Origin of the sequence: Aestuariirhabdus sp. LZHN29, from assembly GCF_049985285.1 — a bacterium.
GTDB lineage: Bacteria > Pseudomonadota > Gammaproteobacteria > Pseudomonadales > Aestuariirhabdaceae > Aestuariirhabdus.
In genome coordinates, this window is record NZ_JBNIEU010000002.1 from 175,771 (window position 1) to 191,279 (window position 15,509).

The 15,509-nt window shown below is 57.3% G+C and carries 13 protein-coding genes; 8 read left to right on the forward strand and 5 right to left on the reverse strand.

Annotation, left to right across the window (positions count from 1 at the left end):
* Window positions 1–122: 122 nt before the first annotated feature.
* Together ACP3PW_RS07465 and ACP3PW_RS07470 are read right to left on the reverse strand one after the other, a co-directional pair.
* Window positions 123–419: a PA4642 family protein gene (locus ACP3PW_RS07465; RefSeq protein ID WP_426416064.1), complete on the reverse strand. Its 297-nt coding sequence runs from the start codon at window positions 417–419 to the stop codon at window positions 123–125.
* 53 nt (window positions 420–472) lie between these two features.
* Window positions 473–1,030: a hypoxanthine-guanine phosphoribosyltransferase gene (locus ACP3PW_RS07470; protein WP_426416065.1), complete on the reverse strand. Its 558-nt coding sequence runs from the start codon at window positions 1,028–1,030 to the stop codon at window positions 473–475.
* Between the two features lie 283 nt (window positions 1,031–1,313).
* Here ACP3PW_RS07470 and upp point away from each other — a divergent pair, with 283 nt between their 5' ends.
* Window positions 1,314–1,940, forward strand: a complete 627-nt coding sequence (upp, locus tag ACP3PW_RS07475) for a uracil phosphoribosyltransferase (protein ID WP_426416066.1) — start codon at window positions 1,314–1,316, stop codon at window positions 1,938–1,940.
* 82 nt (window positions 1,941–2,022) lie between these two features.
* Complete coding sequence (locus tag ACP3PW_RS07480) at window positions 2,023–3,303, forward strand: uracil-xanthine permease family protein (protein ID WP_426416067.1); 1,281 nt, start codon at window positions 2,023–2,025, stop codon at window positions 3,301–3,303.
* 65 nt (window positions 3,304–3,368) lie between these two features.
* On the opposite strand, the gene gatB is transcribed toward ACP3PW_RS07480, so the two are convergent.
* Genes gatB through gatC form a run of 3 tightly spaced genes read right to left on the reverse strand, consistent with a single transcriptional unit; the run spans window position 3,369 to window position 6,654 of the window.
* Window positions 3,369–4,814 carry an Asp-tRNA(Asn)/Glu-tRNA(Gln) amidotransferase subunit GatB gene (gene gatB / locus ACP3PW_RS07485; RefSeq protein WP_426416068.1) on the reverse strand — a complete coding sequence of 482 codons (1,446 nt, stop codon included), beginning with the start codon at window positions 4,812–4,814 and terminating at the stop codon, window positions 3,369–3,371.
* A 48-nt stretch (window positions 4,815–4,862) separates the two neighbouring features.
* On the reverse strand, window positions 4,863–6,320 hold the full coding sequence (gatA, locus tag ACP3PW_RS07490; RefSeq protein WP_426416069.1) for an Asp-tRNA(Asn)/Glu-tRNA(Gln) amidotransferase subunit GatA: 1,458 nt from the start codon (window positions 6,318–6,320) through the stop codon (window positions 4,863–4,865).
* 46 nt (window positions 6,321–6,366) lie between these two features.
* Window positions 6,367–6,654, reverse strand: coding sequence for an Asp-tRNA(Asn)/Glu-tRNA(Gln) amidotransferase subunit GatC (gene gatC, locus ACP3PW_RS07495; protein ID WP_426416070.1), 288 nt, complete (start codon window positions 6,652–6,654; stop codon window positions 6,367–6,369).
* Window positions 6,655–6,918: 264 nt separating this feature from the next.
* Here gatC and ACP3PW_RS07500 point away from each other — a divergent pair, with 264 nt between their 5' ends.
* From ACP3PW_RS07500 to ACP3PW_RS07525, 6 genes are all read left to right on the forward strand, one after another.
* On the forward strand, window positions 6,919–7,956 hold the full coding sequence (locus tag ACP3PW_RS07500) for a rod shape-determining protein (RefSeq protein ID WP_426416071.1): 1,038 nt from the start codon (window positions 6,919–6,921) through the stop codon (window positions 7,954–7,956).
* Window positions 7,957–8,059: 103 nt separating this feature from the next.
* Complete coding sequence (mreC, locus tag ACP3PW_RS07505) at window positions 8,060–8,920, forward strand: rod shape-determining protein MreC (protein WP_426417021.1); 861 nt, start codon at window positions 8,060–8,062, stop codon at window positions 8,918–8,920.
* Window positions 8,913–9,401, forward strand: a complete 489-nt coding sequence (mreD, locus tag ACP3PW_RS07510; RefSeq protein WP_426416072.1) for a rod shape-determining protein MreD — start codon at window positions 8,913–8,915, stop codon at window positions 9,399–9,401. The genes mreC and mreD overlap by 8 nt, the downstream gene beginning before the upstream one ends.
* Window positions 9,402–9,426: 25 nt before the next feature.
* A complete protein-coding gene (locus ACP3PW_RS07515) occupies window positions 9,427–10,017 on the forward strand; it encodes a Maf family protein (protein WP_426416073.1) in 591 nt (196 codons plus the stop codon).
* Between the two features lie 28 nt (window positions 10,018–10,045).
* Window positions 10,046–11,515: a ribonuclease G gene (rng, locus tag ACP3PW_RS07520; protein ID WP_426416074.1), complete on the forward strand. Its 1,470-nt coding sequence runs from the start codon at window positions 10,046–10,048 to the stop codon at window positions 11,513–11,515.
* Window positions 11,516–11,554: 39 nt separating this feature from the next.
* Window positions 11,555–15,487 carry a YhdP family protein gene (locus ACP3PW_RS07525; protein WP_426416075.1) on the forward strand — a complete coding sequence of 1,311 codons (3,933 nt, stop codon included), beginning with the start codon at window positions 11,555–11,557 and terminating at the stop codon, window positions 15,485–15,487.
* Window positions 15,488–15,509 lie beyond the last annotated feature (22 nt).

Genomic DNA, 15,509 nt, shown 5'->3' on the forward strand with positions numbered 1-15,509 from the left:
GTCCTAGAGTAACGCTGACGAGCCCATCAATAAAGGGCTCATGACCGTGGTCCAGCGCTTATGTGAATAAATGAGCGGTGATCAGCATTGTCGGCTGAAAGTTGATCGCCCCCAAGGCGTAGTTAACCTTCTGCACCCGCTTTACGCATGATGTCGCAGTAGTGAACCGCGTGATCGTGGCGGCTGATGACGCTGATGAACCCTGTGCCTTCGTGGTCTGCAGCGTTGATATCGTGCCCGGCTTCGCAGTAAAAATGGATAAAACGTGCAAAATCATCGGCGCGCAGGGCGCGGTAGGCTCGAGTCAGCAGGTGGAAGTCGTCGACGGAGCCCTGCTCGTTGCGTAGTTCAAGAAGGGCTTTGATGCGTGCGTCGTCCAGCTCCTCGCCAATAACCTTCTGTTTGTCTTTTTGCAGCATAGGGGCTCCTTGGGTGAAGGGGGCAGTGGCCCCGCTATTGTCTTTGATGGTCTTTAATGACCTTTAAGGGCGAATATACCGGGGGCGTTGCGCCAATACCCCTTGTAATCGAGGCCATAGCCGAAAATATAGCGGTCCTCTATCTCCAGTGCAGCAAAGTCGGGCTTCATGCCCGGGATCGCCTTGCGCTCGTGCAGCTTGTCGATGAGCACCGCAGTCAGCACCTCGCTGGCACCCAGGCTGCGACAGTGCTCTACCACCTCAACCAGAGTATGGCCTTCATCAAGGATGTCATCAACGACCAAAATGGTCCGACCTTCCATCGAGTGGGTAGGGCGTACCAGCCAATCCAGCTTTCCGCCGGAGATCTCGTCGCGATAGCGGGTGGCGTGCATGTAGCCAGCTTGCAGTGGGAATTCAAGGTGTGTGAGTAGCTTGCCGCCGGTGACCAGGCCACCGTTCATGATGGTATAGATCTGGGGGTTGGCGTCTTTCAGGCGTGCGCTGATCTCGCCAGCCATGCGTTCCAGAGCGGTTTCAACCTGCTCATTGGTATAGATGCAGTCCGCTTCTGCGTAAACCTGCTTGATTTCATTCAGATCGATAGACATAAACACACCGGCTGCTAGGCATAAAGTAGTAGGGGGAAATAAACGCGCAACATTACCCCGCTTGTTAAAGAAGGGCAAGCTTGGCGGGATTTTTGATTGCTCCGGGGATAGCTGCCCCGATAGAATAGATTCCCGGGACGCCCCCCCTGGATAGCCTCCACCCGGTACCCCTTCCCATCTAGCGTTACCTGATTTTGCGGCCACTGGGCTGTTAGCGTGTTGCGAGCGGAAGTCGCATTCGGGGGCGTTTCGTGACCATAGCCACAGGAGTTAAAGGATTCAGATGAGCGTTCATGAGATCAAGCATCCATTGGTAAAACACAAGCTGGGGATAATGCGTCGGGAGGGGATCAGCACCAAGGCGTTTCGTAGCCTGGCTGGCGAGGTCGGCGCGCTGCTGACCTACGAGGCGACCAAGGATCTGCCGCTGGAAGATGTGGAGATCGACGGTTGGTGTGGCCGTATTAGGGTGCAGCAGGTAAAAGGTAAGAAAATCACCATCGTGCCGATACTCCGAGCCGGGCTCGGGATGCTCGATGGCGTGTTTGAGCTGGTTCCCAGTGCAAAAGTCAGTGTGGTGGGACTGTATCGCGACGAGAAGACCCTGGAGCCGGTGGCCTACTTTGAAAAGCTGGTGGGCAAGATTGAGCAGCGCATCGCGTTGGTGGTCGATCCGATGCTGGCGACCGGCGGCTCCATGATCGCAGCGATCGATATGCTGAAAAAAGCGGGATCGCGAGATATTCGAGCGCTGGTGCTGGTGGCTGCACCCGAAGGGATTGCCAAACTGCAAGCCGCGCACCCGGATGTTGAGCTCTTTACCGCATCGATCGACGATGGCCTTAACGAGCATGGTTATATCATGCCGGGGCTTGGGGATGCCGGGGACAAGATTTTCGGCACCAAGTAGATCAGGTACCTCAAGGGTTCTCGAATCAGGACCGAATAAATAAAGTGGCAGAGCCATAATTAAATCAACAGGAGAGATACGTATGACAACCTCTGTAGGGGGAGAACAGGGCGGGGCACAGTTGGTGCTGTCCGGTGCGCAGATGCTGTTTGTGGCCTTCGGGGCGCTGGTGCTGATGCCGCTGCTGACCGGTATGGATCCCAACGTGGCGCTATTTACGGCTGGTGTGGGTACGCTGATCTTTCAATTGATTACCGGGCGCCAGGTGCCCGTTTTCCTGGCTTCGTCATTTGCTTTTATTGCGCCGATTATCGTTTCAACCCAAAACTGGGGTCTGCCGGCAACGCTGGGGGGGCTGGCGGCGGCGGGTTTGCTGTACGTGGCCCTTAGCGGGATGGTTAAGCTGCGCGGTACCGGTTTTCTGCACCGGATATTACCGCCGGTTGTGGTTGGGCCGGTTATCATGGTGATTGGTCTTGGTCTGGCTCCCGTTGCCGTCAATATGGCGCTGGGCAAGACCGGCGATGGGGCGATTCAACTGGTGCCCCAGGATGTTGCGTTGACCATCTCCCTGGCGTCATTGCTGGTGACCCTGCTGTTCGCGACATTGGGGCGCGGAATCTTCAAATTGATTCCTATTATGGTGGGGGTGGTGTCCGGCTACCTGCTGGCAATGGCGTTTGGGATTGTGGATTTTACCAAGGTAGGCGCCGCAGCCTGGTTCGCGCTGCCCAATTTTGTGGCCCCGGAATGGAACTGGAGCGCCATCCTGTTCATGATTCCTGTGGCTATTGCGCCGGCGATCGAGCACGTGGGTGATGTGCTGGCGATCGGTAACGTGACCGGGAAGGATTACATCAAAAAGCCGGGCTTGCATCGTACCCTGCTGGGGGACGGTGTAGCGACCACAGCGGCCGCCATGGTGGGTGGGCCACCCAACACAACCTATTCGGAAGTGACGGGTGCGGTGATGCTGACCAAGGCATTTGACCCTCGTATAATGACCTGGGCGGCGGTGTTTGCGGTTGGCTTGGCGTTTGTCGGCAAAGTGGGCGTGTTGTTGCAAACCATTCCTGTACCGGTCATGGGGGGGATTCTGATGCTGTTGTTCGGTTCTATCGCCGTGGTGGGTCTGAATACACTGATCAAGGCGCAGGTCGATCTGGCCAAAGCGCGTAACCTTGCGATCGTTTCACTGGTGCTGGTGACCGGTATTGGTGGCATGAGCCTGGGAACCGAGTCGTTCAGTATGCAGGGGGTGGGGTTGTCGGCATTGGTCGCTATCGTGCTGAACCTGGTTCTGCCCCACGAAAAGGGTGAGGACCGTTACGAAGGTGTTGAGGTGAAGGTGCGCGAAGACTAGGCGGAAGTTTTAAGCCATAAAAAAACCCGCGCTCGCGGGTTTTTTTATGGCTGGGTTCGGGCGCTCTATCCGTTAAGTTTTCTCAACAGGATCTTGTTTACCTGGCCCGGGTTGGCGCTACCGCGCGAGGCTTTCATGATCTGACCGACAAAGAAACCGATCATCTTGCCGCGCTTGGCGTCATCGCTGGCTCGGTATTGCTCTACCTGTGCAGGGTTCGCGGCCATTACTTCGTCGATCATCGACTCCAGCGCGCCGCTATCGGAGACCTGTTTGAGGCCTTTGCTCTCGATGATTGCATCGGCATGGCCTTCGCCGTTCCACATCGCTTCGAATACCGTTTTTGCACCCTTGCCGGAGATGGTGTCATCCTTGATGCGCAGCAACATCTCGCCAAGGTGCTGAGCGTCTACCGGACTGTCGCTGATCTCCAGATTCTCTTTGTTGAGGCGGCTGGCCAGCTCGCCCATGATCCAGTTGGCCGCCAGTTTGGCGTCGCCGCAGGTGTTGGCGGCAAGCTCAAAGTAATCGGCGGTTGTTCGTTCGGGGGCAAGCACCGATGCATCATACTCGGACAGCTGGTAGGTCTCGATAAAACGGGCGCTGCGGGTGTCTGGAAGCTCGGGCAGTGCGGCACGCGCAGACTCGATAAAGCCGTCGTCGATCTCTATCGGCAGCAGGTCCGGACAGGGGAAGTAACGGTAGTCGTTGGCCTCCTCCTTGGAGCGCATCGAACGTGCGGTACGGGTGTCGCCGTTGTACAGGCGGGTCTCCTGCTTTACCGTGCCACCGTCCTCAATCAGGTCGATCTGGCGCTCGACCTCGAGCTTGATGGCATCTTCCATAAAACGGAAGGAGTTAAGGTTTTTGGTTTCGGTGCGGGTGCCCAGTTGCTCGGTTCCCCTGGGACGCACGGAGACGTTAACGTCAAAGCGCATCGACCCCTGTGACATTTCGCCATCGCAGATCTCCAGTGAGGTGACGATGGAGTGCATTTTTTTGGCGAACGCAACCGCTTCGGCGGCCGAGCGCATATCGGGCTCGGAGACTACCTCGATCAAGGGGGTGCCCGCGCGATTGAGGTCAATGCCGCTCATGCCATGGAAATCTTCATGGAGAGATTTCCCCGCGTCCTCTTCCAGGTGTGCGTGGTGGATACGTATGCGTTTGTGACTGCCGTCGTCGAGCAGGATGTCGACGTGTCCCGGCCCCACGATGGGTTGCTCCAGTTGAGTCGTCTGGTAGCCCTTGGGGAGGTCGGGGTAGAAGTAGTTTTTGCGCTCAAAATAGGAGCGTTTGCCGATTTCGGCATCGATAGCGAGGCCGAACATAACGGCGTAGCGATATGCCTGTTCGTTCACCACGGGCAGTATGCCCGGCATTCCAAGATCAACCAGGCAAGCCTGAGTGTTGGGCTCAGCGCCATAGGCGGTGCTGGCGCCGGAGAAAATTTTGCTTTGCGTCGCTAGCTGAACGTGAATCTCCAGCCCGATCACAACTTCCCAATCCATCGTCTAAACCTCTCGTCGAGTCCGCGTGGTATGCGGAGCGTCTCTGTTTTATGCGTCAGTAGTGACCGGAGCCTGCTGGTGCCAGTCGGTTGCCTGCTGGAAACGGTGGGCGATATTGAGCAGGCGCGCTTCGCTGAAGTAGTTACCGATCATTTGCAGCCCTACGGGGCGCCCTGCCGACTGTCCTGCGGGGATGCTAATGCCCGGCAGTCCGGCCAGGTTGGTAGACAGGGTGTAGATGTCGGATAGATACATAGCGACCGGGTCGTTGGATTTTTCCCCCAGGTTAAAGGCCGGCGTGGGTGCGGTTGGGCCCACGATAATATCAATCTGCTCGAACGCTGAGACAAAATCATTTTTGATCAGGCGGCGGATTTTCTGCGCCTGAATGTAGTAGGCATCGTAATAGCCGGCTGAAAGTGCATAGCTTCCCACCAGGATGCGGCGCTTCACTTCGGCGCCAAAGCCCTCTGCACGGGAACGGGTGTAGAGGTCTTCCAGATCGGTAGGGGCTTCGCAACGATAGCCGTACCGAACTCCGTCGAAGCGGGATAGGTTGGAGGAGGCCTCTGCCGGCGCGATGACGTAATAGGCAGGCACCGAAAGCTGGGAGTTGGGCAAGCTGACCTCGGTCACGGTGGCGCCAAGCTTTTCCAGCTCCTTAACGGCCTCGCGAACACAGTGTTCGACGCCGCTATCGAGCCCTTCGGCAAAAAACTCTTGCGGGATGCCGATACGCAACCCTTCGAGGGAGTCGTTGAGGGTGGCGCTGTAGTCCTCGACCGGCTGGTCGACGCTGGTGGAATCCTTGGGGTCCAGGCCTGCCATGACTTGCAGTAGCAGGGCGGCATCTTCGGCGGTGCGGGCCATGGGGCCGGCTTGGTCGAGGCTGGAGGCATAGGCGATCATGCCCCAGCGGGATACGCGGCCATAGGTGGGTTTGATACCGGTAATGCCGCAGTGTGACGCTGGCTGGCGAATCGAGCCACCGGTATCGGTACCGGTGGCGGCGGGTGTCAGGCGAGCGGCAACGGCAGCGGCAGAGCCACCGGATGAGCCGCCTGCGATGGCCGCGGTATCCCAGGGGTTTTTGACCGCACCGTAGAAACTGTTTTCGTTGGAGGAGCCCATGGCGAACTCGTCCATGTTTGTTTTACCCAGCAAAACAGTTCCTGCGGCGGCTAGATTCCCGCTCACGGTCGATTCGTAGGGGGCGATAAAGTTATCCAGCATCCGCGAACCGGCGCTGGTGCGAATGCCCTGCGTGCAGAAGATATCCTTGTGCGCGAGGGGGATGCCGGTGAGGGGTGTGGCGGTGCCCGCCTGAATGCGTTGGTCGGCAGCGACGGCGTCGGCCAGTGCGCGCTCCTCGGTTACGCTGATGAAGCAGTTGTACTTGCTGTCCAGAGCCTGGATACGGTCCAGGTAGTGGCGGGTCAGCTCCTGGCTGCTGAATTCCCCGGCGGCCAGTGCGCGGGAAAGTTCGGCGATGGTTTTGTTATGCATTGCGTTAACTGTCCTGAAATCGGAGGGGCGTTTTAAGAGCGAGTACTTAGTCGATCACCTTGGGAACCAGGTAGAGGCCTGCCTCGGTTGCCGGGGCAATTTGTTGGTAGGCTTCACGCTGGTTGGTTTCGGTGACTGCATCGGGGCGCAATCGCTGCACAGCATCCAGCGGATGGGCCAAAGGGGTTACGTTGGCGGTATCTACCGCCTGCATCTGATCAACCAACTGCAAAATATCGCTCAGTGTGGCAGAGGTACCTTCGATATCGCTCTCGTCGATTGAGAGTCTGGCGAGGTGCGCGATGCGCTTTACATCTTCACGGTCGAGGGCCATGGTGATTCTCCAACGTCGTCACCGGTATTGACGATCTTTTGAGGGGGGAACAAAGCGCGACATTGTACATCGAACCTGTTGTTGTTGTCCTCTGCGACCGGCTTTGCCGCTCAAAACTCGGGGTACATCCTCGGTATTACCGAAAAGCCGCACAGAATAAGCGCTAATCCTCAAGAATAGCGCGCAATTGTTGCTCTATTCAGCGGGCGTTGATAGAGTTTGCTCCACTCCGGAAATCTTTGTTCTTATTAGGATTATTAGCTGATGTTTAAAAAATTGCGGGGCATGTTCTCCAGCGATCTCTCCATTGATCTGGGAACCGCCAATACCCTGATCTACGTTCGTGACAAGGGAATCGTGTTGAATGAGCCCTCGGTAGTGGCGATCCGTCACCACGGGAACCAGAAAAGTGTTGCCGCGGTCGGAACCGACGCCAAGCGAATGCTAGGGCGCACCCCCGGTAATATCTCCGCCATTCGCCCAATGAAGGATGGCGTAATTGCCGACTTTAACGTTACGGAAAAAATGCTCCAGCACTTTATCAACCGAGTGCACGAAGGCAGCTTTATGCAACCCAGCCCTCGTGTGCTGGAGTGTGTGCCCTGTAAGTCCACCCAGGTGGAGCGCCGGGCGATTCGTGAATCCGCCCTCGGTGCGGGCGCGCGGGAGGTCTACCTGATTGAAGAGCCTATGGCGGCTGCTATCGGCGCTGGCTTGCCAGTTGAGGAGGCTCAGGGGTCCATGGTGGTGGATATCGGCGGTGGTACCACCGAAATTGCCATTATCTCCCTCAATGGCGTTGTCTATTCCGAGTCGGTGCGGGTGGGTGGAGACCGTTTCGACGAAGCGATAGTGACCTACGTTCGACGCAACTACGGCAGCCTGATCGGTGACTCGACGGCCGAGCGTATCAAGCAGGAGGTTGGGTGCGCCTACCCAGGCCAGGATGTTCGCGAGATCGATGTCCGGGGCCGTAACTTGGCCGAGGGTGTACCGCGCAGCTTTACCCTCAACAGCCACGAAATTCTCGATGCGCTGCAAGAGTCGCTGGCGGCGATCGTGCAGGCGGTCAAGAGTGCGCTTGAGCAGTCCCCCCCCGAACTCGCGTCTGACATTGCGACCCGCGGGCTGGTATTGACCGGCGGCGGTGCGCTGTTGCGTGATCTGGACCGTTTGCTTAGCGAAGAGACCGGGCTCCCGGTTATCGTAGCGGAAGACCCGTTGACCTGTGTTGCCCGTGGCGGTGGCAGGGCGCTGGAACTCATGGATCAGCACGCCGCTGACCTGCTCTCTACGGAGTGATTGGGTTTGCGTTGTGTTCGGCGTCCAGCCCCAGGTTGGGCGCCGTTTCTGTTTATTGAGGTAATCTCATCGCGTAATTTGTCGGGAGCTGGACATTAAACCCATTTTTACCAAAGGCCCTTCGGTCGCGACGCGAGTTGTGCTTCTGGCGATCTTATCGCTAGGGCTGATGGTAGTGGATCACCGTTTTGATTATCTGCAAACAACCCGGGCCTGGCTCAGCCTGGTGGTAACGCCGGTGCAGTGGATGGCGAATATCCCCGCGAGCCTGTGGGGTTCGGTTGCCGATACGGTAAAATCTCGTGATACGTTGCGTGACGAGAATACCAGCCTGCGCGCCCAAAACCTGGTGTTGGAGCGGCGCTTGCAGAAACTCGCATCGTTGACGGCGGAAAATGTGCGTTTAAGGGAGCTGCTGAACTCTTCTGCCTTGTTGGATGATCGGGTATTGGTTGCCGAGCTGGTGGGTATTGATCCGGATCCGTTTCGCCATCAGGTGGTCGTTAACAAGGGGTCGACTTCGGGCGTCTTTGTCGGGCAGCCCGTATTGGACGCTGAAGGACTGTTTGGGCAGGTTATCGAAGTGAGCCCTTTGACCAGCCGGGTGTTGCTTATATCGGATACGAGTCACAGCTTGCCGGTGAAGGTCAATCGGAACGGTGTGCGGGCTATTGCCAGTGGTACCGGCCAGCTGGATGAGTTGATACTGCGTCATGTTCCTAATACCGCAGAAATTGTTGAGGGCGATCTTCTGATTAGTTCGGGGCTCGGGCAGCGTTTTCCGAGCGGCTATCCTGTGGGTACGGTGGTTTCGGTGGTGCATGATCCAGGGCACCCTTTTGCCTTTGTGAAGGTGCGCCCCAGCGCTCGCCTCAACCGCAGCAGTCACCTGTTACTGGTGTTTACCGAGCGCCCGCAGTCCAGATCAGCGAATGAACCCACAGAGGGAGGTGCCAATGATTGAGCAAAGACCTCGAGGGGGCATTGTGATCCTGTTGAGCTTTGCTGCGGCTCTGCTGTTGGCGGTACTGCCTCTGCCCGATTGGGGGCAGTATGTGCGCCCCGAATGGGTGGCGCTGGTTACCATCTACTGGATACTGGCGCTACCCGAACGCATCAGTGTGGGGTGGGCCTGGTGTGCAGGGCTGATGCTTGATGTAATACAGGGAACGCTGTTGGGGCAGAATGCCCTCGGTATGGTCATCGCGGCGTTTATCATGACCCGGTTGCACCGGCGTATGCGAATGTTTCCAGTGGCGCAACAAGCGTTTATCGTGTTTGTTGTCATTGGGCTCTACCAGATGGTTGCGCTGTGGGTTAGAAGTGTCACCGGGGGCGCGGCCCCTGACCTGAGCTTCCTGCTGTCAGTCATCGCCAGCGCCATCGTCTGGCCACTGGTATTTCTTATTTTGCGCGACCTGCGCAGGCGCTACCGCATTAACTAAGTGGCCCTGCCGCATGGAGGGACTCATGGCTACCCCGTCAATTTACCTGGCCTCTAACTCCCCGAGGCGTCGGGAGCTGCTTACCCAAATAGGGGTCTGTTTTGAGCAGCATGGCGTCGATATCGATGAAACGCCCCGCCAGCATGAGCCACCTGAACGCTACGTGTTGCGGATGGCTCAAGAGAAGGCGCTGGCGGCTCAATCGCAGCTGCAACAGCAGGCCACCTTGCCGGTATTATGCGCCGATACGACGGTCGTGGCGGCGGGTGCGATTCTGGGTAAACCGAGCAGTCGTGACGAGGCGGTTGCTATGTTGCGGCGGCTTTCCGCCAGCGACCATCAGGTACTGACGGCCGTCGCGGTGGCCGATGGCGAGCGAGTAGCGACGCGCTTGAGTCGCACACGGGTTTGGTTTTCACCGATCAGTGAGGAGCAGGCTTTGCGCTATTGGGCCAGCGGTGAGGCCGCCGATAAGGCAGGTGGCTATGGTATTCAGGGGCGAGGCGCAGCATTCGTGGAGCGAATAGAGGGCAGCTACAGCGGTGTGGTTGGGTTGCCTCTTGCCGAAACAGTGGAACTATTGACGCAGTTCGAAGTGCCCTATTGGGTATACTAAAGGGATTGAACAGTTACCAGGTGCTTGCATGAGCGAAGAGATACTGATGAACATCACGCCGATGGAATCGCGCGTGGCGGTGGTAGAAAACGGTGTGCTGCAGGAGGTCTATATAGAGCGCCCCCAGAAGCGTGGCATCGTAGGCAATATCTACAAGGGGAAGGTGGTCAGGGTACTACCCGGCATGCAGGCCGCCTTTGTTGATATTGGCCTCGAGCGTGCGGCTTTTATACACGCCAGTGAACTATGCCGTAAGGGAGAGCGTGATTCCTCCGCAGAGGAGCAGCCGATCAACCAGCTGGTCCACGATGGCCAATCGCTGGTGGTTCAGGTGACCAAGGACCCCCTCGGAACCAAAGGGGCGCGGTTGACCACCCATATCTCAATTCCGGCACGCTATCTGGTACTTATGCCGGACTCCACCCACGTTGGTATCTCCTTGCGTATTGAACAGCCGGAGGAGCGTGATCGACTCAAAGCGTTGGTCGAGGCGGCGCTTGAGGGGGTGGAGGCGAGTACTCCCGCAGGGTTTATTTTGCGTACGGCTGCAGAGGGTGTCGGTGAGCACGAGGTGGTGGCCGATATTCGCTATCTACAAAGGCTATGGGAAACCATATCCGAAACGATTAAATCCAGCAAAGCCCCCGCCAATGTATACGAGGATCTACCGCTACCCCTGCGTACCCTTCGGGATCTGGCGGAGCCGGATATAGAAAAAATACGTATCGACTCCCGGGAAACCTTCCAGAAGGTGGAGAAGTTTGTCGATAAGCTATTGCCTGAGGTTAAGGGGAGGGTGGAGTACTATCCGGGTGAACGGCCTATTTTTGATCTGTATAGCGTGGAAGATGAGATTCAAAAAGCCCTGGGACGGAAGGTGCAATTGAAATCAGGTGGTTACCTGATACTTGACCAAACCGAAGCGATGACCACCATCGATGTGAATACCGGTGGCTTTGTCGGCCACCGCAACCTGGAAGATACCATCTTCAAAACTAACCTTGAGGCTGCCACGGCGATCGCCCGCCAGCTACGGTTGAGGAATCTGGGGGGGATTATCATTCTCGATTTTATCGATATGGACGATAGCGATCACCAGCGTCAGGTTCTGCGTGCGCTGGAAAAGGGGATGGAGCGGGATCACGCCAAGACCAACGTTACGGGCGTGTCTGAACTGGGGCTGGTACAGATGACCCGTAAGCGGACACGGGAGAGCCTGGAGCACACTCTTTGCGAAAGTTGCCCGACGTGCGAGGGGCGGGGGACCTTGAAAACGGCCGATACCGTTTGCTATGAGGTATTCAGGGAGATACTGCGCGAAGCCCGAGCCTACGACAGCGAATCCTACCTGGTGCGGGCATCGCAGTCGGTGATCGACCGCCTGTTGGATGAAGAGTCGGGAAATGTAGCTGATCTTGAAGAGTTTATTGACCGTTCGATCCGTTTTCAGGTCGAACCCATATACACCCAGGAGCAATTTGATGTGGTGTTGTTGTAATTCACACCAGCGCTTGGAACCCCTGACAGGCCCCCGCCGATGAAGCGAGTGGTTCTACACCTGTCCCGGGGGGCCTGGCTGGCAACTCTGTTTCTGGTCTTGCTGCTGGGTGGTTACCTGGTGGCGGGACGTGTGTTGCTGCCCTTTGTGCAGGATTATCGGTTGGAAGCCGAGGCGCAGCTATCGGACCTGTTGGGGGCGCAGGTCACCATCGAGTCGATGGTGGGGGAGTTTCGCGGGTTTAATCCTGCGCTGGTTGCCAAACATGTGACGATCGCCCCGGGAGCCGAATCCGAAGGCTTTAGCTCCAATCTCCATGTTGAGTCGATCTCGGTGGAGGTTGATTTTTTTGGCACCCTTAAAGCCCGGCAGTTTGCATCGAGGGAGATGCTCGTGTCGGGCCTCGAAATCTATCTGCAGGAAAATGCTGACGGCCGCTGGCACCTTTCCGGGTGGGATGTCGCTCCCGGCGATGAGCCGATTGAGGAGGTCGACATTACCGAGCGGCTGGCTGCGTTGGTGGGGCTGGTGGACCGTAACGATCATGTGCAGCTGGTTAATAGCGAGGTGCATGTGCAGCCTTGGCAGCAGCCGGCACGAACCCTCGACCAGTTACAGCTGGATCTGGTAGATCTTGACGCCGACAGGGTTCAGCTGGAACTGCGTGGTCGGGTTGGGTTCCAGCAATCATTGCACCTGATGGCGGTTCTGGGGGGGGATTTTACCGACCTTTCGCGCCTGCGTTTTGATGCCTATCTACAGGGAGGGATGCTGCAGGTGGGTCCCTGGCTGAGGCACCTGGTCGATGAGCGTGTCGTAGAGCTGAATGTCAAACCCGAGCTTTGGTTAAGTTGGGATGGCGCTCGCTGGCAGGCTCAGGGGAACCTGGATATTGGCCGTTTGCAGTGGGTTCACGAGCAAGAAAGCCGCGCACTGGAAGATCTGAACATAGACCTGTCTGCCGGCTATGAGGCGGCGTCGCAGTGGCAACTGTGGTTGCAAAATATCGCCTTCACGATGGGCGGGCACCCGTGGCCGCAAATGGACCTCTACCTGCAGGGAGACGATAGCGGCGAGATAACGCTGGCAACGCCACAATTGGACCTGGATGCGATCAAGGCGTTGGTGCTGGGTAATTCGCTGTTGAGCGGCTTGGCCCAGGAGCTGGTTTCCACCCTCAACCCTTCTGGTCGTGTGGAGCAGATTCAGTTCCGCTACCAACCCCAAAAAGAAGATTTTGATATCAGTGCCCGCCTGGTGGACGTTGCCGTTGACGCCTGGAACAGCGCCCCTTCCGGCAAGGGTGTAAATGGGTTTGTACATGCTTCGAAAAAGCGAGGTTATATTGACCTCGACTCCGACCAGTTTACCCTTGGCTTGCTCAAACTGTTCCGGGAACCCTGGCACTACCGCAAAGCGGAAGGATTTCTCTATTGGGAAATAGCGGATAACCAGTACTCCTTGATGACCGAAAATCTTCATCTGGAAGGTGATGAAGGTGAGGTTCATGGTCAGTTCCGCCTGGATATTCCATTTGACGAGCGTCCCGTTGCAATGGGATTGCACGTCGGTATTCAAAATGGTGATGTTCGCGCCGCGGGCAAGTATATTCCCGTCGGGGAAAGCGGGCTCAGTGATGATTTGGTCTCCTGGCTCGACTCGGCGCTGGTCGCGGGGGATATCCGCGAAGGCGCCTTTATGATGAATGGTGCGCTGGAAGACGTCGGTATCGACAACGATTTCAGTGTCGGCCTGTTTTTCGATGTGGGCCAGGCCACCATCGCCTACGCACCAGAATGGCCTGCGGTAGAACAGACCGATGCCCTGGTGATCATTAACGACAGTGCCGTGCGAGTGGATAGTTCCCAAGCCCAGGTCTGGGGGGCGTCTATAGAGTCGCTCCAGGTTCGAGTGCCGGCAACAGTCAATGATGAGGTCCCCTTACTGAGTGTGGTGGGGCGCGCGGTCAGTAACAGCAGCGGAGCGTTACGGCTGCTGAGAGAGTCACCCATCGCGGAAATTCTGGGTGGGGCCGCTAATGACTGGTTACTGGAAGGGGATATAGGTGTGGAGTTGGACCTTGCCATCCCGCTGGGGGTTGGAGAGGACCATTATCAGGTTGATGTTGATTTTTCCAATAACCGTTTTGAGATCGCGCCCCTGCAGTTGGCCTTGAATGACCTGAGTGGGCGCTTGCAATACGATTCGGCGCGAGGTCTCACCAGTGACCCGCTTAAGCTATCCCTGCTCGGGAGTCCCGCAACGTTGCAGGCATTGCCGCCGCAAAATGAAAACCAGCTGGCCCGCTTTCGTTTTAATGGGGAGGTGCAGCTCGATAGTCTTTACGACTGGCTACAACTGCTGCAAGACGATGGCTCGACGATCCCGCTGGCGCGCAAGTTGATCCGTGGCCAGACCGCTTACAAGGGAGGTCTGCTGATCGAGAACCAGGGTGGCGCGGTGGTCACGCGAACCGATATCCATACCCGCCTGCAAGGGGTGCGGATCGATGCCCCGAACCCATTTGGAAAACAGGCGGATCAGCAGCGTTCGCTGCAGCTGAGTGTGATGGACGAGGTGGATGAGGTTCCTGCGCTGGATGTTCGGTGGCGCTATGGCGCCCTGCTTGCGGGGGTGGTGCAAAGCCGTGATGGCGGTTTGAGTCGAGGTACCCTGGCGTTTGGCGGTGCCCCGGCAAAGCTGGATGCGGACGCGTCGGCTATCTTGCTGGTTGGGACGATCGACCAGTTGTCCCTGGAGCCCTGGCTGGATTGGGCGCAGGCACTGCCGGCGGGTGAAAAGGGCGGCGAGAGTGGAGTGCCGCTGCGAATCAAACAGTTGCGTATCGGCCATGTGGAGGGGTACGGGCAGGCGTTTGACGAGCTCAGAGTAGACGGCGAGCTGTCGGCGACCAGACAATGGCTCAAGGTTGATTCCGAGCACCTGAGTGGAGAGCTATCTGCGGCAGGAGAGACACCCATCGACCTTAAGCTAAATCGCCTGCAGCTAGCCTCCCTGTCCCCTCCCCCCGAGGCCGACATCCTTTCCGAGGACCCCCTCATCGTTTCCTCTGAGCCGGCACTGGTGTCTTTGGCAAAAGAGCAGCAGGCTGAGGGTGAAACGGACCCGTGGGAGGCGATTGATCCTCGGGAGTTCCCGGCATTAAATGTGAATATCGAGGACCTACGTTTCGGAGAGGCCCCCTGGGGCAATATTGCGGTTAATGTGCGTCCGTATGACGAGGGTGTGCATCTGTTTAATATTCGAGGAACGGTTCGGGAGGCCGATGTGTCGGGTGACCTGAGCTGGGCATTTGCGGCCGGTAGTCACCATACCTACACCAAGGGTGGGTTGGTGATCAGGGATATGGGCGATGTGCTGGAGCGCTGGGGCATCTCCCGTTACGTGGAAAGCGAGTCAGCGGATTACAGTTTTAATCTTAACTGGCCCGGCTCCCCCGCCGCATTCTCGATTCTGCAGCTTAACGGCAGCATCCGTGGGGGAATGCAAGAGGGTCGGTTTTTGGACGCGGGGCAGGCCGGGGCCTTGCGTGTTTTTGGTATTCTCAACATCAATACCATCACGCGGCGGTTGAAACTCGATTTTTCGGACCTGTTCTCCTCGGGAGTTTCGTTTGATGAGACATCCTCGCACTTATCTTTTAAGGAGGGGGTGATTACCACGGCGGAACCCTCCACCGTGAATGGTCCCAGTTCGGATTTCAAATTCAGTGGCACGATTGACCTGAACGCGAACCATATCGACTCTGAGCTAGTGGTCACGCTACCCCTAACCGCGAGCCTGCCCCTTTTGGGGCTAGTACTGGCGAACCCGGTTATTGGTGGAGGGTTATTGGTGTTTGACAAGTTGCTGGGCGATCAGGTGCAGCAGTTTGCCAGCGTGCGCTATAGCATCGAAGGAGATGCGGATAGTCCCGAAGTGCAGGTTGAGCAGTTGTTTGGTCGCCAGTAATGATGTTTGGCAGGGACCCACG